12 protein-coding genes and 3 rRNA genes are annotated in these 21,865 nt (G+C 70.5%); 8 read left to right on the top strand and 7 right to left on the bottom strand.

Features of this window, described 5'->3' with window-relative positions; translation table 11 throughout:
* Window positions 1-4: 4 nt before the first annotated feature.
* On the bottom strand, window positions 5-790 hold the full coding sequence (locus HNR12_RS10305) for a hypothetical protein (protein ID WP_179767278.1): 786 nt from the start codon (window positions 788-790) through the stop codon (window positions 5-7).
* A gap of 214 nt (window positions 791-1,004) precedes the next feature.
* On the opposite strand from HNR12_RS10305, the gene rph reads away from it, so the two are divergent.
* The 6 genes from rph to HNR12_RS29145 all read left to right on the top strand — a co-directional run bounded on the left by rph (window position 1,005) and on the right by HNR12_RS29145 (window position 12,458).
* Window positions 1,005-1,724, top strand: a complete 720-nt coding sequence (gene rph, locus HNR12_RS10300) for a ribonuclease PH (protein WP_179767277.1) — start codon at window positions 1,005-1,007, stop codon at window positions 1,722-1,724.
* A complete protein-coding gene (gene rdgB, locus HNR12_RS10295) occupies window positions 1,721-2,371 on the top strand; it encodes an RdgB/HAM1 family non-canonical purine NTP pyrophosphatase (RefSeq protein WP_179767276.1) in 651 nt (216 codons plus the stop codon). Before rph ends, rdgB begins: the two co-directional genes overlap by 4 nt.
* 788 nt (window positions 2,372-3,159) lie before the next feature.
* Window positions 3,160-4,692, top strand: a 16S ribosomal RNA gene (locus HNR12_RS10290).
* Window positions 4,693-5,009: 317 nt separating this feature from the next.
* Window positions 5,010-8,106 (top strand): 23S ribosomal RNA (locus HNR12_RS10285).
* Window positions 8,107-8,190: 84 nt separating this feature from the next.
* Window positions 8,191-8,306, top strand: a 5S ribosomal RNA gene (gene rrf, locus HNR12_RS10280).
* The 16S, 23S and 5S rRNA genes sit together here, the layout of an rRNA operon.
* Before the next feature lie 558 nt (window positions 8,307-8,864).
* Window positions 8,865-12,458, top strand: a complete 3,594-nt coding sequence (locus HNR12_RS29145) for a transglycosylase domain-containing protein (protein ID WP_179767275.1) — start codon at window positions 8,865-8,867, stop codon at window positions 12,456-12,458.
* A gap of 182 nt (window positions 12,459-12,640) precedes the next feature.
* On the opposite strand, the gene HNR12_RS10270 is transcribed toward HNR12_RS29145, so the two are convergent.
* From HNR12_RS10270 to HNR12_RS10255, 4 genes are all read right to left on the bottom strand, one after another.
* The gene (locus HNR12_RS10270) at window positions 12,641-13,768 is read right to left on the bottom strand and encodes a prenyltransferase (protein ID WP_246425049.1); all 1,128 of its coding nucleotides are present in this window, start codon (window positions 13,766-13,768) and stop codon (window positions 12,641-12,643) included.
* A complete protein-coding gene (locus HNR12_RS10265; protein ID WP_179770528.1) occupies window positions 13,765-14,499 on the bottom strand; it encodes a class I SAM-dependent methyltransferase in 735 nt (244 codons plus the stop codon). The genes HNR12_RS10270 and HNR12_RS10265 overlap by 4 nt, the downstream gene beginning before the upstream one ends.
* 25 nt (window positions 14,500-14,524) lie before the next feature.
* A complete protein-coding gene (locus tag HNR12_RS10260; protein ID WP_179767274.1) occupies window positions 14,525-15,802 on the bottom strand; it encodes a glycosyltransferase family 4 protein in 1,278 nt (425 codons plus the stop codon).
* 328 nt (window positions 15,803-16,130) lie between these two features.
* Window positions 16,131-17,147 carry an MBL fold metallo-hydrolase gene (locus HNR12_RS10255; protein ID WP_179767273.1) on the bottom strand — a complete coding sequence of 339 codons (1,017 nt, stop codon included), beginning with the start codon at window positions 17,145-17,147 and terminating at the stop codon, window positions 16,131-16,133.
* 387 nt (window positions 17,148-17,534) lie between these two features.
* On the opposite strand from HNR12_RS10255, the gene HNR12_RS10250 reads away from it, so the two are divergent.
* Window positions 17,535-18,206: a TetR family transcriptional regulator gene (locus HNR12_RS10250; protein WP_179767272.1), complete on the top strand. Its 672-nt coding sequence runs from the start codon at window positions 17,535-17,537 to the stop codon at window positions 18,204-18,206.
* A gap of 183 nt (window positions 18,207-18,389) precedes the next feature.
* Here the strand turns inward: HNR12_RS10250 and HNR12_RS10245 are convergent, their stop codons facing one another.
* Window positions 18,390-19,925, bottom strand: a complete 1,536-nt coding sequence (locus tag HNR12_RS10245; protein WP_179767271.1) for an RNA polymerase sigma factor — start codon at window positions 19,923-19,925, stop codon at window positions 18,390-18,392.
* 199 nt (window positions 19,926-20,124) lie between these two features.
* Here HNR12_RS10245 and HNR12_RS10240 point away from each other — a divergent pair, with 199 nt between their 5' ends.
* Window positions 20,125-20,469 (top strand): hypothetical protein, encoded by a 345-nt coding sequence (locus HNR12_RS10240; protein WP_179767270.1) that lies wholly within the window; start codon window positions 20,125-20,127, stop codon window positions 20,467-20,469.
* A gap of 49 nt (window positions 20,470-20,518) precedes the next feature.
* Here HNR12_RS10240 and nadA read toward each other — a convergent pair whose 3' ends face one another.
* The gene (gene nadA / locus HNR12_RS10235) at window positions 20,519-21,517 is read right to left on the bottom strand and encodes a quinolinate synthase NadA (RefSeq protein WP_179767269.1); all 999 of its coding nucleotides are present in this window, start codon (window positions 21,515-21,517) and stop codon (window positions 20,519-20,521) included.
* Window positions 21,518-21,865 lie beyond the last annotated feature (348 nt).

The following is a 21,865-nucleotide window of genomic DNA, read 5'->3' as shown; positions in this document are numbered from 1 at the left end:
GCCGTCAGCCCCGCTCGGTGCCGGCGGCGTCGCCGGCACCGCCGCCGGCCGCGCCCTCGTCCGCCTGCACCGCCGGGTCGCTCGTGCCGGTCGCACTGGGCGAGGCCTCCGGCGCGGCCGGCGGGTGCTCGGCCACCAGGCCGCCGGCCGTGGCGGTGACCGCCTCCAGCAGGTCGGCCGCCTCCACCCGCGGGGTGTTGGTCGTGGTCGACACCAGCAGCCCGGGCAGGTGCAGTTTCACGCCCGAGAACATCTCACCGGCGTCCCACTCGGCCACGCCGCCCAGGTCCGCCACCTCGTTGGTGACGAAGAACGCCGGGTCGCGCTGGGCCTGCACCGGCACGTGCCCCGAATACGCCACCAGGCTCTGCTCGGGCGCGAAGGTCACCATGACCACCTCGCTGCCCTCACTGGGGTCGAAGCCCGCCCACGAGCACTCCAGCCGGGTGTCGGTGCGCACCTCGGTGAACTCGGGCTCGGCGAGCCGGCCGGTCACGCCGGCCATCTCCTCCTCGATCCCGATGGCCGCGCACGAGGCGGGCAGCGGCATCGGCTCCACGCGCAGCGCGTCGACGTCCTGCTCCATCGGGCTGGGCGTGCCCATCGCCTCGGTGACCGGCCGCCCGCCGACATCGGCCCACTCCGGTGTGGGCGTGGCCTGGGGGGCGGAGGGCGACTCCTCGGACCCGGCCGAACCGGGGCCGGACGAGCAACCGGTGGCGAGGGCGGCGACGGCGAGCGCGGCGAGCGCCCACCGCGCCCGCGGCACGTCTCTCGAAACGAGTCTCATCGCTTGGGGACCTCTACCAGCCGGGGGTGCACGGGAACGTACGCGGGGGTTCGTCCGCGTCGCCACCCCCATGGTGTCACCTTCCGGAAGGAATCCGGCGCGCGGCGGGGTGACCGTAAGCCAAGGGAGACCTCCGGTGCACCCGGGCGCCACGCGGCCGACCCCCGCCCGTCGCCGCGGCCGGACGGCCGACGGGCACCGATAGGCTCTGCGCATGGCTCGACCCGACGGACGCACTCCGAACCAACTCCGGCCCGTGACGATCACCCGCAACTGGCTGCGCCACGCGGAGGGATCGGCCCTCATCGAATTCGGCGACACCCGCGTGCTGTGCGCCGCGAGCGTCGAGGACGGAGTCCCCCGCTGGCGGCGCGGCACCGGTGAGGGCTGGGTCACCGCCGAGTACGCCATGCTGCCCCGCTCGACCGACACCCGCGGCGCCCGCGAGTCGGTCAAGGGCAAGATCGGCGGCCGCACCCACGAGATCTCCCGCCTGGTCGGCCGCTCGCTGCGGGCCGTGGTCGACTTCAAGGCGATGGGCGAGCACACCATCACCCTCGACTGCGACGTCCTCCAGGCCGACGGCGGCACCCGCACGGCCGCGATCACCGGCGCCTACGTGGCGCTCGCCGACGCGATGAAGTACCTGCGCAAGCGCCGCAACCTCAAGAACAACCCGCTGACCGGCTCGGTCGCGGCGGTCAGCGTCGGCGTCATCCAGGGCCAGCCGCGCCTGGACCTCAACTACCTGGAGGACTCGGTCGCCCAGACCGACATGAACGTGGTGGCCATGGGCGACGGCCGCTTCGTGGAGGTGCAGGGCACCGCCGAGGGCGCCCCCTTCGACCGCGGCGACCTCGACACCCTGCTCGACCTCGCCCTCGCCGGGTGCGCCGAGCTGACCGAACTCCAGAAGAAGGCCCTGGCCGGATGAGCGTGGAACGTGTGCGGGTGGTGCTGGCCACCCGCAACGCCAAGAAGGTGCCCGAGATGCAGGCGATCCTGACCGGGGCCGGGATCGCGGCCGAGGTGGTCGGGCTCACCGAGTTCCCCGACGCGCCGGAGGTCCCCGAGACCGAGCCGACGTTCGCGGGCAACGCCCTGCTCAAGGCGCGCGCGATCGCCCGCCACACCGGGCTGCCGGCCGTCGCCGACGACTCGGGGCTGCGCGTGGACGAACTGAACGGCATGCCCGGGGTGCTGTCGGCTCGGTGGTCGGGCGGCTTCGGCGACGCCGCTCCGGACAAGGACGCGGCCAACCTGCGGCTCGTGCTCGACCAGCTCGCCGACACCCCCGAGGAGCGGCGCGGCGCGGAGTTCGTCGCGGCGGCGGCGCTCGCCGTGCCGGCGCGCGACGGCGCCGCCGTGGAGATCGCCCGTGAGGAGGTGGTCGAGGGCACCCTGCGCGGCCGCCTGCTGGACCACCCCCGGGGCGAGAACGGGTTCGGCTACGACCCGATCTTCGTCCCCGAGGGAGAGACCCGCACCACGGCGGAGATGTCGGCCGAGGAGAAGAACGCCATCAGCCATCGCGGCATCGCGTTCCGCAAGCTCGCGGAGCGGCTGCGGGAGGTTCTGTAGCCGCGCTCCCGCGCGGCGGTGCGGAGCCCGGCGCCCCGCGGGGGGCCGGGTGAGGGCTTGGCCAAAGCCCTGGCCTGGGGACTTGTCATGCGCGAGCCCCCGGGTTACAGTGGAGGGCTGATGCGGACGGGAGCCCATCGGAGCGGCACCTTCGGGGCCGCGGCGGTGGCGCACTTCCGCCCGTGTCGCCGCCTCAACGGAAAAACGGTTCGCGGCACTGTCCGCGGGCTTGTAACCTAGAGGAAGCACAGGCCGAGCCCCGAACATCCCCCCTGGGATGGGCGGTCGGCCGAGTCCCTCACAAAGTTCACGTGCGATGACCGCCCAGGCGGGCGTCGCGCGGCACTGGACGAGAGTCTCGCTCGAACACGGTGGACGGTTTGTTCCGCCACCGATGGGAGTGGGAACCCGAACCACACTGCGACGAAAAGCCGCTCGTGGCGGCGTCGTCGTGGATAAAGTGCGGTTACGTGGTGGACGCATTCGCGTTGTCGAAAGAACGAAAATCGTCGATTTGGCGGTTTGCCGGGCGCCTGATAGCGTGAAGACACAACAAAGCGGAAACGCGGAGATTGATCCGCCCCGTGGGGGAAGAGCCTTTGCGGGCCTGCCGATTGAGTGGGTTCGGGGTTTGTACCCGGTGAGCGGTTGCTTCTTGAGAACTCAACAGCGCGTGTATGACATTCTTTGTGCCATGTTTGTTTTGGCCCCGTTGAACACCCTCGGGTGTTCGGGGTTCCTTTGATGGGTCCGCCCTGTGTGGGTGGGCCGGTCAGGATTGAAGACCTTTAATGGAGAGTTTGATCCTGGCTCAGGACGAACGCTGGCGGCGTGCTTAACACATGCAAGTCGAGCGGTAAGGCCCTTCGGGGTACACGAGCGGCGAACGGGTGAGTAACACGTGAGCAACCTGCCCCTGACTCTGGGATAAGCCGGGGAAACCCGGTCTAATACCGGATACGACACCGGATCGCATGATCTGGTGTGGAAAGTTGTTTCGGTTGGGGATGGGCTCGCGGCCTATCAGCTTGTTGGTGGGGTAGTGGCCTACCAAGGCGGTGACGGGTAGCCGGCCTGAGAGGGCGACCGGCCACACTGGGACTGAGACACGGCCCAGACTCCTGCGGGAGGCAGCAGTGGGGAATATTGCGCAATGGGCGGAAGCCTGACGCAGCGACGCCGCGTGGGGGATGACGGCCTTCGGGTTGTAAACCTCTTTTACCACTGACGCAGGCCCCCATATCGGTGGGGGTTGACGGTAGGTGGGGAATAAGGACCGGCCAACTACGTGCCAGCAGCCGCGGTAATACGTAGGGTCCGAGCGTTGTCCGGAATTATTGGGCGTAAAGAGCTCGTAGGTGGTGTGTCGCGTCTGCTGTGCAAGTCCGGGGCTTAACTCCGGTTTTGCAGTGGATACGGGCATGCTAGAGGTAGGTAGGGGAGACTGGAATTCCTGGTGTAGCGGTGAAATGCGCAGATATCAGGAGGAACACCGGTGGCGAAGGCGGGTCTCTGGGCCTTACCTGACGCTGAGGAGCGAAAGCGTGGGGAGCGAACAGGATTAGATACCCTGGTAGTCCACGCTGTAAACGTTGGGCGCTAGGTGTGGGGGCTTTCCACGGTTCCCGTGCCGTAGCTAACGCATTAAGCGCCCCGCCTGGGGAGTACGGCCGCAAGGCTAAAACTCAAAGGAATTGACGGGGGCCCGCACAAGCGGCGGAGCATGTTGCTTAATTCGACGCAACGCGAAGAACCTTACCAAGGTTTGACATCGCCGGTAATCCATCAGAGATGGTGGGTCCTTTTTGGGATCGGTGACAGGTGGTGCATGGCTGTCGTCAGCTCGTGTCGTGAGATGTTGGGTTAAGTCCCGCAACGAGCGCAACCCTTGTTCCATGTTGCCAGCACGTGATGGTGGGGACTCATGGGAGACTGCCGGGGTCAACTCGGAGGAAGGTGGGGATGACGTCAAGTCATCATGCCCCTTATGTCTTGGGCTGCAAACATGCTACAATGGCCGGTACAGTGGGCGTGCGATGCCGTGAGGTGGAGCGAATCCCTAAAAGCCGGTCTCAGTTCGGATTGGGGTCTGCAACTCGACCCCATGAAGGTGGAGTCGCTAGTAATCGCGGATCAGCAATGCCGCGGTGAATACGTTCCCGGGCCTTGTACACACCGCCCGTCACGTCATGAAAGTCGGCAACACCCGAAACTTGTGGCCTAACCCTTCGGGGAGGGAGTGAGTGAAGGTGGGGCTGGCGATTGGGACGAAGTCGTAACAAGGTAGCCGTACCGGAAGGTGCGGCTGGATCACCTCCTTTCTAAGGAGTCTTTTCGAGTCGACAGTGTCTGGTGGTCGTTGTGGCTGCTGGTCTTGTTTGTCGGCGGACTCGTAAGTGGACCTGGTTGGTTCTGCCTGGCTTGTCTGGGTGGTTCTTTCTGGGATGGCATTGAGATGTTGTCACGCGCTGTTGGGTGTCTGAGGGGGCAACCGTTGGTTGTTTCCTGCTTGCCACCCTGATGAAGACCCGTGGTCTTGGTGTCGGAGGTTTTGGTCTCCGGTCCTTGGGGTTGTGGTTGGGTGTGTGGCTGGTGTTTTGATTTGTGGATAGTGTGCGCGAGCATCTTGTATCTGTGGTGGCCAAGTATGTGTGGCATACGGTGGATGCCTTGGCACCAGGCGCCGATGAAGGACGTGGGAGGCCGCGATAGTCCACGGGGAGTTGTCAACCGAGCTGTGATCCGTGGGTGTCCGAATGGGGGAACCTAGCCCGAGTTGTGTCGGGTTGCCGCTGCCTGAATGTATAGGGCGGTTGGTGGTGACGCGGGGAAGTGAAACATCTCAGTACCCGCAGGAAGAGAAAACAATAGTGATTCCCTGAGTAGTGGTGAGCGAAAGGGGATGGTGGCTAAACCGCGGGCGTGTGATAGACGGCAGTCGTTGCGTTCGTGGGGTTGTGGGGCGTGTCTGTACTGGGTCTGCCGGCCTGGTGTGGGGTGTGTTCTGTTAGCTGAAGCCGTTGGGAAGCGGCGCCGTAGTGGGTGAGAGTCCCGTAGGTGAAGGCAGGGCATGTCTCATTGGATGCGTTCCCGAGTAGCGCGGAGCCCGAGGAATTCCGTGTGAATCTGGCAGGACCACCTGCTAAGCCTGAATACGTCCTGGTGACCGATAGTGGACGAGTACCGTGAGGGAAAGGTGAAAAGTGCCCCGGTGAGGGGTTGTGAAATAGTACCTGAAACCGTGTGCTGTCAAGCCGTCAGAGCTCTGCTTTGGTGTGGGGTGATGGCGTGCCTTTTGAAGAATGAGCCTGCGAGTCGTGGTGTGTGGCGAGGTTAACCCGGGTGGGGTAGCCGTAGCGAAAGCGAGTCTGAATAGGGCGTTGAGTCGCATGCTGTGGACCCGAAGCGGGGTGATCTACCCATGGCCAGGGTGAAGCGGAGGTAAGACTTCGTGGAGGCCCGAACCCACCAGGGTTGAAAACCTGGGGGATGAGCTGTGGGTAGGGGTGAAAGGCCAATCAAACTCCGTGATAGCTGGTTCTCCCCGAAATGCATTTAGGTGCAGCGTTGTGTGGTGCTCCCTGGAGGTAGAGCTACTGTTTGGCTGATGGGCCCGACAAGGTTACTGAGGTCAGATAAACTCCGAATGCCGGTGGAGTGGAGCATGGCAGTGAGACTGCGGGGGATAAGCTTCGTAGTCGAGAGGGAAACAGCCCAGATCATCAGCTAAGGCCCCTAAGTGTGTGCTAAGTGGGAAAGGTTGTGGAGTTGCTGAGACAACCAGGAGGTTGGCTTAGAAGCAGCCATCCTTTAAAGAGTGCGTAATAGCTCACTGGTCAAGTGATTCTGCGCCGATAATGTAGCGGGGCTTAAGTACACCGCCGAAGCTGTGGAGCCTGCACGCGAGTGTGGGTTGGTAGGGGAGCGTCGTGCGTCCGGTGAAGTTCCAGAGTGATCTGGGGTGGAGGGTGTGCGAGTGAGAATGCAGGCATGAGTAGCGATACCGGAGTGGGAAACTCCGGCGCCGATTGACTAAGGGTTCCTGGGGCAGGTTAATCCGCCCAGGGTGAGTCTGGACCTAAGGCGAGGCCGACAGGCGTAGTCGATGGATAACGGGTTGATATTCCCGTACCCGTTTGTGCGCGTCCATGTTGATAGCCCTGATGCTAACCGGGCGTGTCTGGGGTTGGGCCTTCGGGTCTGGCCTTGTGGTGCGTCTGGGATCCGATGGGTGTGTAGGCAAGTGATGGGGTGACGCAGTGGGGTAGCTCTACCCGGCGGTGGTTGTCCGGGGGTAAGCGTGTAGCCCGGGGTGTTGGTAAATCCGTGCCCTGTGAGGGGTGAGGCGTGATGCCGAGCCGTTTTTGGTGAAGTGAGTGATCCCGTGCTGTCGAGAAAAGCCTCTAGCGAGTGCGCAGGCGGCCAGTACCCGAAACCGACGCAGGTGGTCAGGTAGAGTATACCGAGGCGTTCGGGTGAACCGTGGTTAAGGAACTCGGCAAATTGTCCCCGTAACTTTGGGAGAAGGGGAGCCCTGTCTGGTGATCAGGCTTTGCTCTGTGAGCTGGGTGGGGTCGCAGATACCAGGGGGAAGCGACTGTTTATTAAAAACATAGGTCCGTGCTAAGTTGTAAGACGCTGTATACGGACTGACGCCTGCCCGGTGCTGGAACGTTAAGAGGACTGGTCAGCCCTTTTTTCGGAGGGGTGTCGCTGGGAATCTAAGCGCCAGTAAACGGCGGTGGTAACTATAACCATCCTAAGGTAGCGAAATTCCTTGTCGGGTAAGTTCCGACCTGCACGAATGGCGTAACGACTTCCCCGCTGTCTCAACCGCGGGCCCGGTGAAATTGCAGTACGAGTAAAGATGCTCGTTTCGCGCAGCAGGACGGAAAGACCCCGGGACCTTCACTATAGCTTGACATTGGTGTTTGGGATGGTTTGTGTAGGATAGGTGGGAGCCTGTGAAGCTGTCACGCTAGTGGTGGTGGAGGCGTTGGTGAAATACCACTCTGGCTGTTTCGGGCATCTAACCTTGGGCCGTGATCCGGTTCGGGGACAGTGTCTGGTGGGTAGTTTAACTGGGGCGGTTGCCTCCTAAAGGGTAACGGAGGCGCCCAAAGGTTCCCTCGGCCTGGTTGGTAATCAGGTGGTGAGTGTAAGTGCACAAGGGAGCTTGACTGTGAGACGGACGTGTCGAGCAGGTGCGAAAGCAGGGACTAGTGATCCGGCACCGGCGTGTGGAAGTGGTGTCGCTCAACGGCTAAAAGGTACCCCGGGGATAACAGGCTGATCTTCCCCAAGAGTCCGTATCGACGGGATGGTTTGGCACCTCGATGTCGGCTCGTCGCATCCTGGGGCTGGAGTTGGTCCCAAGGGTTGGGCTGTTCGCCCATTAAAGCGGCACGCGAGCTGGGTTTAGAACGTCGTGAGACAGTTCGGTCCCTATCCGCTGCGCGCGTTGGAGACTTGTGGAGGGCTGTCCCTAGTACGAGAGGACCGGGACGGACGAACCGCTGGTGTGCCAGTTGTTCCGCCAGGGGCATGGCTGGTTGGCTACGTTCGGGAGAGATAACCGCTGAAGGCATCTAAGTGGGAAGCTTGCTCCGAGATGAGGTCTCCTGCCCTGTTGTGGGGGTAAGGCTTCCAGTTGATGACTGGGTTGATAGGCTGGTGGTGGAAGCGTTGTGAGGCGTGGAGCTGACCGGTACTAATGGGCCGAGGGCTTGTCCGCCATGGATGCTGGGTGTTCGCGCACACTGTTCATTGTTTTTGGTTTTCCCTGGGCCTGCTTTGTTGGTGGGTGTGGGGGTTGGGTTTGCGGTGGTTATGGTGGGAGGGTCACACCCGGTCTCTTTCCGAACCCGGTCGTTAAGCCTCTTTACGCTGATGGTACTGCCCTGTTGTGGGGTGGGAGAGTAGGTTGCTGCCGCAATTCACTTTGGGGGGACTCCTGTATAAGGAGTCCCCCCTTTTTTTGTGTCTATTTCGACGCTGCGGAACGTCCGGATTCCGCCGGCCCCCTGCCTCGGCGCTGAGCCCGGCCAGGCCACGATGGGTTTGGCGAACACCCACGGTTACCCACTCCGCTGGATCGTCACTTTCTGTGGTGGATTGGCGACCCTTGTGATGTCGGCTGCACCTTTCGCCGGCTGTCCGCGTGGTAAGGCGGGCAGAGGGGGCGGGTATCGTGTTGAGCGGGCGTCAGCAACCTCCCCCGTAGCGCCGAACTTAACAAGTTCGTGTTGAACGATTCGGCCTGTTCAGGCGTCTTATTCACGAGTGATGCAAGTCGGGCGATTCGAGAGTGCCAGGGGGCAGCCAACTGAGTGACAGCACCGACGGCGACGGTAAGAGCACACCGCGCCACCACACCGAAACGCCCGATGACGATGGTCGTACAACGGGGGAAGCCGCGCGCGGGGACGGCCCCGCTGGGCGCGATTCTGGCAAAGAGATCGACGACCGTGTGAGCAGACACGATGGTGCCTCGATGATGAACGAGAGTGACGACACCTCCCGGAAGAAGGACGAAGACCTGCCGCAGCAGCCCTCGGCCGACAAGGGGGAGGCCGCGGAGCGGCAGCCGGTCGAGCAGCCGGAGGCCGAGGCGGGCGCCGAGCGGGCGTCCGCCGGTTCCGCGCGCCCCGGCGAGCCCGGTGCCGACCCCGCCGAAGGCGGGCCGGGCGCCGGCCCCGCTTCCGGTTCCGCTGCCCGCGGCGACGACGCCCCGTCCTCCGGGTCCGCGGCCGCCGCGGACACCGAGAAGCCCGCAAAGACCGCGGAGCCGGACGAACCGGCCGCCGGCGCGGACGAGTCCGCCGGCGCGGCCGCCGCCTCGGCCTCCGGGGCCAGCGCCTTCAAGGACAGCGGCAGCTTCTTCCGTGACCGGGTCGCCCGCAGCCTCGCCGAGCAGGGCTTCGACCTGGGCGGCGACCGCAGCGCCTGGCGCGCCCCCGCGGAGACCCCCGCCGACGAGCCCGCGCAGGCGGGGCCCGCCTCGCCCGAGGCCGACGACGCCGCGGCCCCGACCGCCGACCCGGCCCCCGTCGGCGAGTGCGGCTCCGGTGAGCCCACCGCCTCCTACTACGAGGAGGACCCCGGCGCGCAGAAGCCGTTCTACGCGGAGTACGACGAGGACTCCGGTGCCGAGGGCGAGCCGCGGCGCTCGGAGACCGGCCCGGCGGAGAAGGCCGGTACCGACCAGGGCGCCGACACGGTCGAGGCCCCCCTCGCCCCCGAGCTGCCGGGCCCCAGCGCCTCGGCGCCGGGCGAGCCGGACGCGGCCCCCACCTCCGCAGCCCCCGCTTCGGGCGCCTCGGCCGCCGCTGTCGCGGGAACCGCCGCCGAAGGCTCCTCAGCGTCTTCCGCATCCTCCGCCTCCTCCTCCCCGGAAACCCCCGCCTCCTCCGAAGGCTCCTCCGCTTCCTCCGCCGACCCCGCCGCCTCGGCCGCGCGCTCCGAGGGCGCCGACGATCCGCAGACCCAGCGCCGCACCCCGACCTTCCAGCCCCCGGAGGAGCGGACCGTCCAGTCGCCGTACCTCTCGTCCGGCGACGACACCGCCCCCGGCGGCGGCGCGGACGAGGCGGCGCCGCCGACCGCGCCCTCCGCCGAGTCGCGGAGCGAGCCGCCCAAGCGCTCCAGCGTCGCCGACGCCTTCAAGCCGTGGCCGGGCGCCCGCAACGCCGGCGCGGCCGGTGCCGCCGGAGCGGCGGGCGCCGCAGCTGCCGCCGGAGCGGCCTCCGCGGGCCAGGGCGGCGGGGCGGGCCTTCCCCCCACCGGCGGGTCCGGTGGCGCGGGTACGCCCGGCGGGCCCGGTGACGGCTCCTCCGGCGGTACCGGCGGTGCCGGTGACCCCGGCGATCAGCCGCACTCCGCCCGTTCGGGCGGCGGCGGCATACCGCTGCGTCCCGGTCGGGGACCGCGCAAGCCCAAGGGCGCCGCGGGTCCCGCGGGACCCACGGGCCCCAAGGGCCCGAAAAAGCGCGGCAACGAGCTGAAGCCCAAGAAGCCGCTGTGGTGGCGGATCACCCGCGTCGGCCTGGTCGGCGTGGGGCTCATGGCCGTGCTCGTGCTCGGCGGCTTCGGGATCGCCTACGCGACCATCCCCGTGCCCGACGTGGCCAAGCAGGAGGCCGTCGACCAGGGCTCCACCTTCTACTACGCCGACGGCGAGACGCAGTTCGCCGAGCGCGGCGTGGACCGCGACCCGGTCGACTACGACCAGATCCCCATGCACGTCCAGGACGCGGTCATCTCGGCCGAGGACCGCGACTACTGGACCTCCCCGGGCGTCTCGCTCACCGGCACCATCCGCGCCGTGTGGTTCACCGTCACCGGCCAGCAGGTGCAGGGCGGCTCCACGATCACCCAGCAGTTCGTCCGCAACTACTTCGAGGGCGTCAGCCGCGACCAGACGATCTCCCGCAAGCTGCAGGAGATCATCATCGCGCTGAAGGTCGACCAGTCCCCGGACATGGACAAGAAGTGGGTGATGGAGCAGTACCTCAACACCATCTACTTCGGCCGCAACGCCTACGGCATCCAGTCCGCCGCCCAGGCGTACTACCACAAGGACGTCGGCGAGCTGACGGCCGCCGAGGCCGCGTTCCTGGCGGCGGCGATCCAGCAGCCGACCCTCTACGGCCAGGCCGACAGCAACACCACGCCCGAGATGGAGCAGCGCTGGCAGTACGTCGTCGACGGCATGGTCGAGACCGGCTCCATCAGCGAGGCCGAGGCCGGTGAGATGGAGTTCCCCGAGCCCAAGGCCCAGCGCCCCGCCAACAGCACCGACCTGAGCGGGTACAAGGGCTACATGCTCCAGCAGGCCATCAAGGAGCTGGAGGAGCTGGGCTACACCGAGGACAACATCAACCGCGGCGGCTACAAGATCATCACCACGTTCGACCAGGACCTGATGGAGGCGGCGCAGGAGGCCGTCGAGCAGTCGGTCGACGTCGACGCGATGCCCGAGGGCGTCCAGGCCGGGCTGACCGCCATCGAGCCCTCCACCGGTGAGGTCGTGGGCTTCTACGGCGGCAAGGACTACATGGAGAACCAGTACGACAGCGCGTTCAACGGCTCGGCCCAGGCCGGGTCGTCGTTCAAGCCCTACGTGCTGGCCACCGCGCTGGAGAACGGCTACAGCCTGAACAGCGTCGTGGACGGCAGCTCGCCCATCACGGTGGAGGGCAGCTCCATCGCCAACTACGGCGACGCCAGCTACGGACCGATGACCCTGGTCGACGCCACGCGGGAGTCGCTGAACACCGGCTACGTGCAGCTGGCCCAGGAGGTCGGGGTGGACAACGTCCGCCAGACCGCCTACGACGTCGGCATTCCCGAGTCCATGATCAAGGACGAGCAGGTCGTGCCGACGATCGCGCTGGGCGTCACCAACGTGCGCCCGATCGACCAGGCCAGCGGGTTCGGCACCTTCGCCAACGGCGGCGAGCACATCGAGGCCCACGTCGTGCGCGAGATCGTCAACAAGGACGGTGAGAACGAGCGCCCCGAGCCCGAGCGCAACCAGGCGGTCAGCGAGGAGACCGCCGCCAACGTCAGCTACGCGCTCCAGCAGGTCGTGACCGGCGGTACCGGTACCTCGGCCGCGCTGCCCGACGGGCGGCCGGTGGCGGGCAAGACCGGCACCACCGACAACTACGTGGCGGCGTGGTTCGCGGGCTACACACCGCAGCTGTCCACGGCGGTGGGTGTCTACAACGGCAACAACCAGCCGTTCTCCATGCCCGGCTGGGGGTCGCTGACCGGCGGTTCGCTGCCGGCGACCATCTGGCGGAACTTCATGACCCAGGCCATGGAGGGCAAGGACGTCAAGGAGTTCCCGGCGCCCGACTACGGCGGCCAGGTGCACGACCTCGCGCCGGACGTGGCCACCCCGGAGCCGGGGACCTCCGCGCCGCCGTCCCCGGTGGAGCAGGAGGCCCGGCCCGAGGAGACCGAGCCCGTCCCGCCGCCGGAGCCCGAGGTGCCCGAGACCACGCTCCCCGAGGAGCCGGAGTTCCCGCCGCCGTTCACACCGCCGGCCGACCCCGGCTCGGAGCCGCCGCCGCCCCAGTAGGCGGCGGCCGGGGGCGGCCGTCCCGGCCGCCGCCCGGCCTCGGCGCGCACGCCGCGCACACCGCACACGACTGCCCGGTCCCCGTTCGCGGGGGCCGGGCAGTCGTGTGCGGGGGGCGGTGGATGTGGGGGTGCCGGAGCGCCGGGACAGGACGAAGGAGCGGCGGGCCGGGCGCGGCCCCGCTAGCGCACCAGGGCCGGGCAGCCGCAGCCGGCGGGCTCGGGGTCGGCGGCCACCGGCGGGTGGGCGGTGAACACCCGGGCGCCGGGTGTGGTGGCCGACAGGGCGTCGGCGGCCAGGATGACGGCGGCCGAGGTCCAGGTGCTGCGCTCCACCGGCCAGCGCACGTCCTCGGCGAACTGGTAGCCGGTCCAGTAGGCGCCGTCGTCGGTGTCGCGCAGGTGCTGCATGTCGGCGAGCAGCGCGGTGGCGCGCTCGGTGTCGCCGACGGCGGCCAGGGCGAGCACCAGTTCGCAGGTCTCGGCGCCGGTCACCCAGGGCTGGTCGCTGACGCAGCGGATGCCCAGCCCCGGCACCACGAACGTGTCCCAGCGGTCGGCCAGCCGCCGAAGGGCGGCCTCGCCGCGCACCGCGCCGCCCAGGACGGGGTAGTACCAGTCCATGGAGTAGCGGGAGCGGTCGGCGAAGACCGACTCGTGCTCGGCGACCAGGTGGCCCAGCCGGGCGGCGGCCAATTCCCACTCGGGCTGGGGGCTGCCGAGCCGCTCGCCCAGCGCGGCGCCGCAGCGCAGGCCGTGGTGGATGCTGGCGCAGGCGGTGAGCAGCGCGTGGTCCCCGGCGCGGCCGGCGGAGTCGCGCGCCCAGCGGATCTCGCCGCGCTCGGTGCGCAGGCCCAGCGCGAACTCCACGCCGGCGCGCACGGTCGGCCACAGGGCGGCGGCGAACGCGGCGTCGCCGGTGACGAGGAGGTAGTGCCACAGCCCCACCGCCGGGTAGGCCGCGTGGTTGGCCTCGCGCAGCGGGCTGGCGGGGGTGTTCTGGCGGAGCTTGGCGGGCCAGGAGCCGTCGGGGAGTTGGACCGTGCCCAGCCACCGGTAGGCGCGGCGGGCGGCGTCGGTGTGGCCGGCGGCGGTGAGGGCCATGGCGCACTCGACATGGTCCCAGACGTCGGTGTGGCCGCCGGGGAACCACGGGATGGCGCCGTCGGGCCGCTGCGCGCCGAGCAGGTAGCCGGCCGAGGCCAGGACGTCGGCGGCGGTGAGCACGCCGGGGAGTTCGGGCACGGCGCCGGCGCGGTGCGCGGGCGCGCCGGGGAAGTCGGGCGCGGTGCGGGGTTCGGCGCGGCTCATCCGCGGCGCCCGGCGTCGGCGAGGGGCTTGCGCACGTAGACCACGACGCTCTTGCCGATGGCGGGGTTGAGGAGGCGTTCGGCGGTGCGGGTGAGCGCGGGGGCGCGCATCATGTCCCACACCAGCAGCCGGTGGTAGGCGGCGGCCAGGGGGTGGTCGTCGTTGGAGGGGCCCACGGCGCACTTGATCCACCAGTAGGGGGAGTGGAGGGCGTGGGCGTGGTGGTGGGGGCCGACGGCGAACCCGGCGGCCTTGAGCTTGGCCTCCAGTTCGGCGCGGGTGTAGATGCGGATGTGGCCGCCCTCGTTGGTGTGGTACTCCTCCGACAGCGCCCAGCACAGCCGCTCGGGCAGCCAGCTGGGCACGGTCACGGCGGCGATGCCGCCCGGGCGCAGCACCCGGTACAGCTCGGCCATGGCGGCGGTGTCGTGCGGGATGTGCTCGAAGATCTCGGCGGCGATGACGCGGTCGAAGGCGCCGTCGTCGAAGGGCATGGCCAGGGCGTCGCCCTTGACGGTCTCGGCGGTGGCGTCGGCGGGGGCCTCGCCCTCGGCGCGCATGGCCGCGAACATGTCGGCGACGGCGGCGAGGTCGTTCTCGTTCTGGTCGAAGGCCACGATGTCGGCGCCGCGCCGGTAGACCTCGAAGGCGTGCCGGCCGCCGCCGCAGCCGAGGTCGAGGACCCGGTCGCCGGGGCCGACGGGCAGCAGGGTGAAGTCGACGGTGATCAGTGCTGGCTCCTTGGGTTCGTGCCGGTCACGGTCGGGGCGCGCCCGCGCGGCGCGGCGCGGCGGCGATGGCGGCGGCGTACTGGCGGGCGGTGGACTCGGCGACCGCGCGCCAGGTGAAGCGCTGCTGGACGCGGTTCCAGGCGGCTTCGCCCATGGCCGCGCGGCGGTCGGGGTCGTCGAGCAGGTCGGCGATCGCGGCGGCCAGCTCCTCGGGGTCCCCGGGTGTGGTGAGGCGGGCGGCCTCGCCGTCGGGGCCCACGACCTCGGGGATGGCGCCGGCGCGGCTGGCGACCAGGGGGGTGCCGCAGGCCATGGCCTCGACCGCCGGCAGGGAGAAGCCCTCGTAGAAGGACGGCACGACGGCGACCTCGGCTTCGGCGAGCAGGCGGGCCAGGGCGGTGTCGTCGATGCCGCTGACGAAGGTGACGCGGTCGCGCAGGCTCAGTTCGTCCACGAGGCGGTCGGTGGGGCCGCCGGGGGTGGGCCGGCTGACCACGGTGAGGGTGACGTCGCGTTCGGTGGCGAGCTTGGCGGTGGCGCGCAGCAGGGTGGCGACGCCCTTGAGGGGGCTGTCGGCGCTGGCCACGCAGACGAGCCGGCCGGGCACCCGGGGGGTGTCGGCGTGGGGGCGGAAGTAGCGGGTGTCGACGCCCAGGGGGACGATCTCGACGGCGGAGCGGCGCACGCCGAACTCGCGGACGATGTCGTCGGCCGAGGAGCGCGAGGGCACCAGGATGGGCCGGACGCGGCGGGCGACCCGGCCCTGCATGCCCACGAAGCTGTACCAGCGGCGCTTGGTGAGGCGCTGCCAGCCGGTGGCCTGCTCGACCTCGATGCGGCGGTCCACGGTGATGGGGTGGTGGATGGTGGTGACCAGGGGCAGGCCGGCGGCGGGGATGCCGAGTTGGCCGTAGCCCAGGGTCTGGTTGTCGTGGACGACGTCGAACTCGGCGGCGCGGCGGCGGAGTTCGCGCAGCGCCCGCAGCGAGAAGGTGAGGGGTTCGGGGAAGCCGGCGGTCCACATGGTGGTGACCTCCAGCACGTCGATCCAGTCGCGCCACTGCCGCAGGGGCGGGGTGGTGAAGGGCGCCTCGTCGTTGTAGAGGTCGAGGCTGGGCACCTTCTCCAGGATCACGCCGGGGTCGAGTTCGGGGTAGGGCTGGCCGGAGAACACGGTGACGCGGTGCCCGAGCGCGGCGAGCTCGCGGGAGAGGTGGCGGACGTAGACGCCCTGGCCGCCGCAGTGCGGTTTGCTGCGGTAGGACAGGAGCGCGACGCGCAGGGGGCGGTCGGAGTGCGGCATGTATCTACCCCATCGGCTGCGGTGTGGCGGGTGGCTGCGAGGTGTGCGGCTGCCCGTGGGCGGGGAGGGCGGAGCGGGCGCGGTGCGGCGGGTCCCTCGGGCAGGGTCACTCGTTCACCTCGTTCGTCGCTCGCGCGGTGGCCGCCGCGGGTCGCCGGGGCGAGACTGCGCCGCCGAGCCGGGTGTCGTGCGCGCCCGCATGTTACCGCCCAGTCAGTTTAGTGCGTGGCCGTTTGCCCCGTGGTGTGTGCTTCCTTCCAGGATGATCGGTGGCCGCCGCGCGGCGGGCGGCGGGGTGGGTCGGTGAGGCGGGGCCCGCGCGCGGGGGTCAGGGGCGGGCGGGTGCGCGGGGGGCGGTCCAGCCGGGGGTGCCGCCGGGTGCGTCGCGGCGGCGGGCGCGGCCCCGGCGCTCCAGGGTGCGCAGGTGGGCGGCTGTCTCGGCGGCGGCCATGCGGCGCGCCAAGGTGCCCATCTCGGCCCAGGGGCGGGCCCAGGGCAGGCGGGCGCTGAGGTCCCACAGGGTGGCGGGGCGGGCGTCCAGGAGGGCGGCGAGGCGGTCGAGTTTGTCCTCGTGGTGGGCGGCGATCTCGGCGGCGCGCGCGGCGGGGCCGGTGAAGCGGTGCTCGTGCGCGGGCAGGGCGCGGGTGGCGGGCACCGCGTCGAGCCCGGTGAGGGAGTCCAGGTAGGCGCTCAGCGGGTCCTCGTCGGTGTCGAGGGTGTAGAGGCCGAGGTGGGGGGTGATGCGGGGCAGGACGTGGTCGCCGGTGAAGAGGACGTCGGCGTCCTCCAGGTGCAGGCAGATGTGGCCGGGGGAGTGGCCGGGGGTCCACACGGTGCGCAGTTTGCGCCGCGGCAGGTCGAGGAGGTCGCCGTCGGCGAGTTCGCGGTCGGGCGGGGCGGGCGGCGCCATGCGGGGCGGGGCGGCGCGCAGGCGGGCCACCTCGTCGGGGGAGGCGCCGGCCTCGGCCATGCGCTCGGCCTGGAGGTCCCGGTGCTCCTCGGGGGTGTGGGCGCGCAGGCGGCGCACCAGGTCCGCGTCGGCTCCGTGCATGGCGATCCAGGCACCCGAGGCGGCGCGTACGCGCTCGGCCAGGCCGGAGTGGTCGGGGTGGAAGTGGGTGAGGACGACCCCGTGGACGTCGGCGACGCCGGTGCCGATGGCGGCCAGTCCGGCGGTGAGGGCGCCCCAGGAGTCCTCGTGGGGCCAGCCGGCGTCGACCAGGACCGGGCCGCGAGGGCTCTCCAGGACGTAGACCAGGGTGTAGCCCAGCGGGTTGCCCGGGATGGGCACCGGAACGCTCCACAGGCCCTCGCCCAGGTCCTCCACCGGTGGTGTCGCGCGCACGGCCGCCCCTTCCCCTTGAAACCAGAACCGGATTCTAGAGGGCCGTGGCCGGGCGAGTTCCGGCCGGGGCGGTGGTAGGGGCGGCGGCGGTCGGTGGCAAGACAAAGTAGAACACATTACAGCGGGATGTCGGGCGGCCGGAAGGCACACCGCATATCGGCCGGTGCGTCGCCCTAACATCGTGTAATGAGGTCTTCTCCACAGTTGTCGCGAGCTGAATTGGTGAGCGATCCTTAGATAACGTGTTCTCGCACGGCGTTCAGGTCTGAACGCCGCACGCCCGCTCCCGTGCGGGGCCGCGCCCACGGTTCCGCCGGAGTCCGCGGCGCCGGGCCCGCGGGCACCGACACCGCACGCCGGGCGGACGACGACGATGGGAGAGGCAGCGTGGCGGTCCAGGCGCCGATCGGAGTGCGGTCCCGAAGCCAGAACCAGCGCCGCAAGCGGATTGTGCAGACAGCGGCGGCCCTGGCGCTGCGCGGCGGCGTGGAGGCCATGCAGATGCGGGCGGTGGCCGAGCGCGCCGGTGTCGCGCTGGGCACCCTCTACCGCTACTTCCCCTCCAAGATGGACCTCGTGGTGGCCGTGGTCACCGAGGAGTTGGACCTGCTGGAACGCAGCATCAGCCGCCGCCCTCCCGGTGCCGAGACCGCCGCCGGGCGCGCCGTCGACGTGCTGATGCGGGCCACGCGCGGACTGATGCGCGAACCCGAACTCGCCGACGCGCTGGTGCGCTCGCTGATCATGGCCGAGGTCAAGACCGAGTTGGGCCCGCGCATCACCGACCTGCTGTGGCGGGTGGCCACCGAGGCGCCGGTGCCCCTCCACGACGGCGACCCCGCCGAGCCCGCCGCCCACCCCGACCGCGAGGACCCCGCCTACGTGCGGGTGGCGTCGCTGTCGAGCATCTGGATCTTCGAACTGCTGGAGGTCCTCAAGGGCGACCGCGACATCGAGCGGGTGCGCGAGCGCCTGGAGATCGCGGCCGAGCCGCTGCTGGCCGTCTGCGACCAGGACCGTGTTCCGGAGGCCCGAAAGCCCGAGGAAACGCGGAATTAACCTCGGGCGGTGCGGCCGGGTTTCGGGGTATTCGTTCTCCCGGCCGTTCCGGGCCGCTTGCTAGAACGCGTTCTCGCGGGCGCGCGGCGGCGCCGGGCCGCCGTTTCCCGGCGGGCCCCTGCGAAGGGCGTTGGCGCAGGTCCGGGCGTACGCGGGGGCGGTTTCCGGGGAGACCGGGGAGCGCTACCGCTCGGGTGCGGTGGACCCGCCGAGCAGCCCCAGCAGGCCGCCGACGAGTTCGGAGAGCGGCCCCCGCCGCCCGGGCTCGGATCCGCCGTCCGAATCCCCTTCGCCGTCTTCGCCGCCGGGCTCCTCGGTGTCGTCTCCGCCGCCCTGCTCGGGCTCACCGCCGCCCTCGGGCGCGGCCGCGCCGCCGGAGGCGGGCGGGGCGCCCCCGGCCCAGCCGGGGCCCTCCGCGCCGTCGCCGCCGCCGGCTTCAGCCGGGGGCGGCTCGGCCGCCGGCGCCGAGGGAGCGGGGGGCGCCACCGTCTCGGCGGGCACCGGGGCGGATGAGGGCGCGGGCGGCCCGGGGCCGGTGTCGGGTTCGGCGGTGGCGTCGGCGGACCCGGCGCCGTCGTCCACGGGGGAGCCGGTGCCGGGCGGCGCGGGCAGCCGCGCGCCGGTCACCGCGTCGCTCCCGCCGCCGCGCACGGCGGCCACCCCGCCCCACAGGCACAGCACGACGGCGACGGCCGCCACCGTCGCGGTGAGCGCCCGGGGCCGGCGGCGCCGCGCGGTGCCGCCGCCGGTCTCGTCGGTGTCCGGGGCGGGCCGGGCGAGGGCCTCGGCGCGGGCGGGCACGGGCACGTCGCGGGTCGTCACCCGGTCGCGGGGCAGCGCGGCGGCGGACTCCCGCGCGCCGTCACCGCCGTCAGCGCCCTCGCCGCCGTCGGCGGCGGGCGCGGCGGCCGGCGCGGCGGCGCCGGCCGCGGCCGTGCGGTCGCGGTGCAGCGGGAAGCCGTCGGCTCCCAGCGGCGCCAGCGCGTCGGCCGCCGCCCGGCGCTCGGCGCCCTTCAGCGGGGAGGCGCAGTCGTGCAGCACCCGCTCGCGCAGCGCCCGGGGCGGGGCCGGGGGCTCCAGCAGGGCCAGGACGTCGCGCACCCCGCGGTCGGGGCCGCGCCCGGCGGCGTCGCCGGGCGCGAGCCGGTGGCGCACCAGCAGGTCGGCGGCGTGCAGCACGGCGGTGCGGCACAGGTCGGCGGCGGTGTCGGGGCCCAGGCCGGCGACGCGCGCGATCTGGGCGGTGGGCACGTTGTGCCGCAGGTACAGCTCCAGCAGTTCGCGGCGGCTGGGGGGCAGCAGCCGCGACAGCTCCACCGCCGCGCGCTCGCGGGGCATGACGGGCAGCCGGGCGTAGGGCGACTCCGCGCAGAACCCCCGCCGCCGGGCGGCGGCGCGCACCAGCGCGAACAGCCACGGGACGAGGTCGTCGTCATCGGCGAGCGCGCCGATGTGGTGGGTGGCGGCCAGGAACGCCTCGTGCACCGCCTCGGCGGCGGGATCGGGCGCGCCGGGGTCCTCGGCCGGGCCCAGCAGCGACCAGCAGTACCGGTACAGGCGGGTGGCCAGCAGGTCGTAGCACCAGCCGTGCCTGGTGCCCCGGCGCAGCGCGTCGGCCATCTCGGCGGCGGGCACCGCGCTGTGGCGGCCCGCCGCGCGGCGGCTCGCTGAAGGCCCGCCGGAGCCCTCGGCCCGGTCGTCGGTGGAATGCGCGGTCACGGCCCCTCCCCAAAAGCGCGACACGCACCGGCCCAGCTGCCCGCATCGGGCGGATAGGCCGGAGTTGTCCGGTAACGCTAGCGAGCGGCGCGCGACATTGCCCGGTACCCGGGGCAGTTGCCGCGCGAAGGTAAGGGTTTTGTTACCCCGCAGGGGAGGGTGCGTACCGGAGCGGGGTGTCCGACGTCGCCCGACGTGCGTGGCCGGTCCCGGACGGCGAGGTGAACGGCCCGCGCGGCCCTGCTGGTGGACTCCTGCCGGGAGGGGGGACGCCACGCTCCGGTTCACCGGGGCGGACGCCCGGTACGCCTATGCGGCCGACGACGCCCGGACCCACGGGGACTGCGTCGAGACCGCCCGGGCGGGCTCCGGCGACGAGCTGAACGCCTCGATCCCGCTGGACGCGATCGGCGCCGGAGAGCGGTTCTGCGTGCTCGACCTGTACGACACGGGCGCGATCGACGCCGACCTGGTCACGGTCGAGGAGGTGGACCCGGCCGAGGGCACCCTGACGCTTGGCTTCACCGCCTGGGGAGACGCGTGAGGGCGGCCCGGCCCTGCGCGCCGGGCCGCCCTCCGCGACGGCCGCGCGGCTACTCGCCGCCGCGCGAGGGCGAGCCGATGGCCACCATGCGCTCCACCGAGCGGCGGGCGCGTGCGGCGGTCTCGGCGTCCACGGTGATCTCGCCGGTGCCGTGGCGCAGGGTCGCCAGCAGCTTGTCGGCGGTGATCATCTTCATGTAGTGGCACTCGGCGCGCGGGTTGACCGGCTCGAAGGTGGTGGTGGGGTTGGCCGCGCGCAGCTGGTGCAGCATGCCGGTCTCCGTGGCGATCAGCACCTTGCCGGCCGAGGACTTCTCGGCGGCGCTGAGCATGCCGCCCGTCGACAGCACCTTCACCCGCTCCTGGGGCACCGCGCCCGAGCCCACCAGGTACAGCGCCGAAGTGGCGCACCCGCACTCGGGGTGCACGTACAGCTCGGCCTCGGGCTCGGCCGCGACCCGCTCGCGCAGGGTGTGGCCGTCGATCCCGGCGTGCACGTGGCACTCGCCCATCCACACGTGGATGTTGTCGCGCCCGGTGACCCGCTTGACGTGGGCGCCGAGGAACTGGTCGGGCAGGAACAGGATCTCCCGGTCCTCGGGGATGGACCGGATGACGTCGGCGGCGTTGGAGGAGGTGCAGCAGACGTCGGACTCCGCCTTCACGGCCGCCGAGGTGTTGACGTAGGCCACCACGACCGCGCCGGGGTGCTGGGCGCGCCAGGCGCGGACGTCCTCGGCGGTGATGGTGTCGGCCAGGGAGCACCCGGCCGCCAGGTCGGGCAGCAGGACCGTCTTCTCCGGGGAGAGGATCTTGGCGGTCTCGGCCATGAAGTGGACGCCGCAGAACACGATCGTGCTCGCGTCGACCTCGGCCGCCAGGCGCGACAGCGCGAGGGAGTCGCCGGTGTGGTGGGCGACGTCCTGGATCTCGGGCCGCTGGTAGTTGTGCGCCAGGATGACGGCGTCGCGCTCGCGGGCCAGGCGGTGCACCTCCTCGGCCCACTCCTGCCTGCTCATGGTGTCGGCGACGGCGGTGGGAGCTGTCATGACCGTGTTCTTCCTTCCAGAAAGACGTCCGGTGATCCGGTGTCCGTGTCCGGACGCCCTGCGCGGGTGGCGGGGATCCGCCCGCATCCGGTTTTTGTCTTGCAGGCTAAAACTGCTGACAGCTTAACATGGGGTGTCATGGAGGGGACAGGGGCAGCCCGCGCACACCGCGCCGGCCGCGTCAGGGTGCCGGGCGCGCCGGGCCCCGCGCGGGCCGCGCGCACGGGCACCACGAGCACCACGACCAGGAAGACGGGGACCCCATCGGCACCGGGCGCGAGGGCACGCGGGTGAACGCACACGACACCACGGTCGAGGGGGCCGCGCCGCGCGCGCCCGCTCCGGCCC

Source organism: Streptomonospora nanhaiensis, from assembly GCF_013410565.1.
GTDB lineage: Bacteria > Actinomycetota > Actinomycetes > Streptosporangiales > Streptosporangiaceae > Streptomonospora > Streptomonospora nanhaiensis.
The sequence above is the reverse complement of the archived record's forward strand: the minus strand, read 5'-3'. Positions and strand labels throughout refer to the sequence as shown.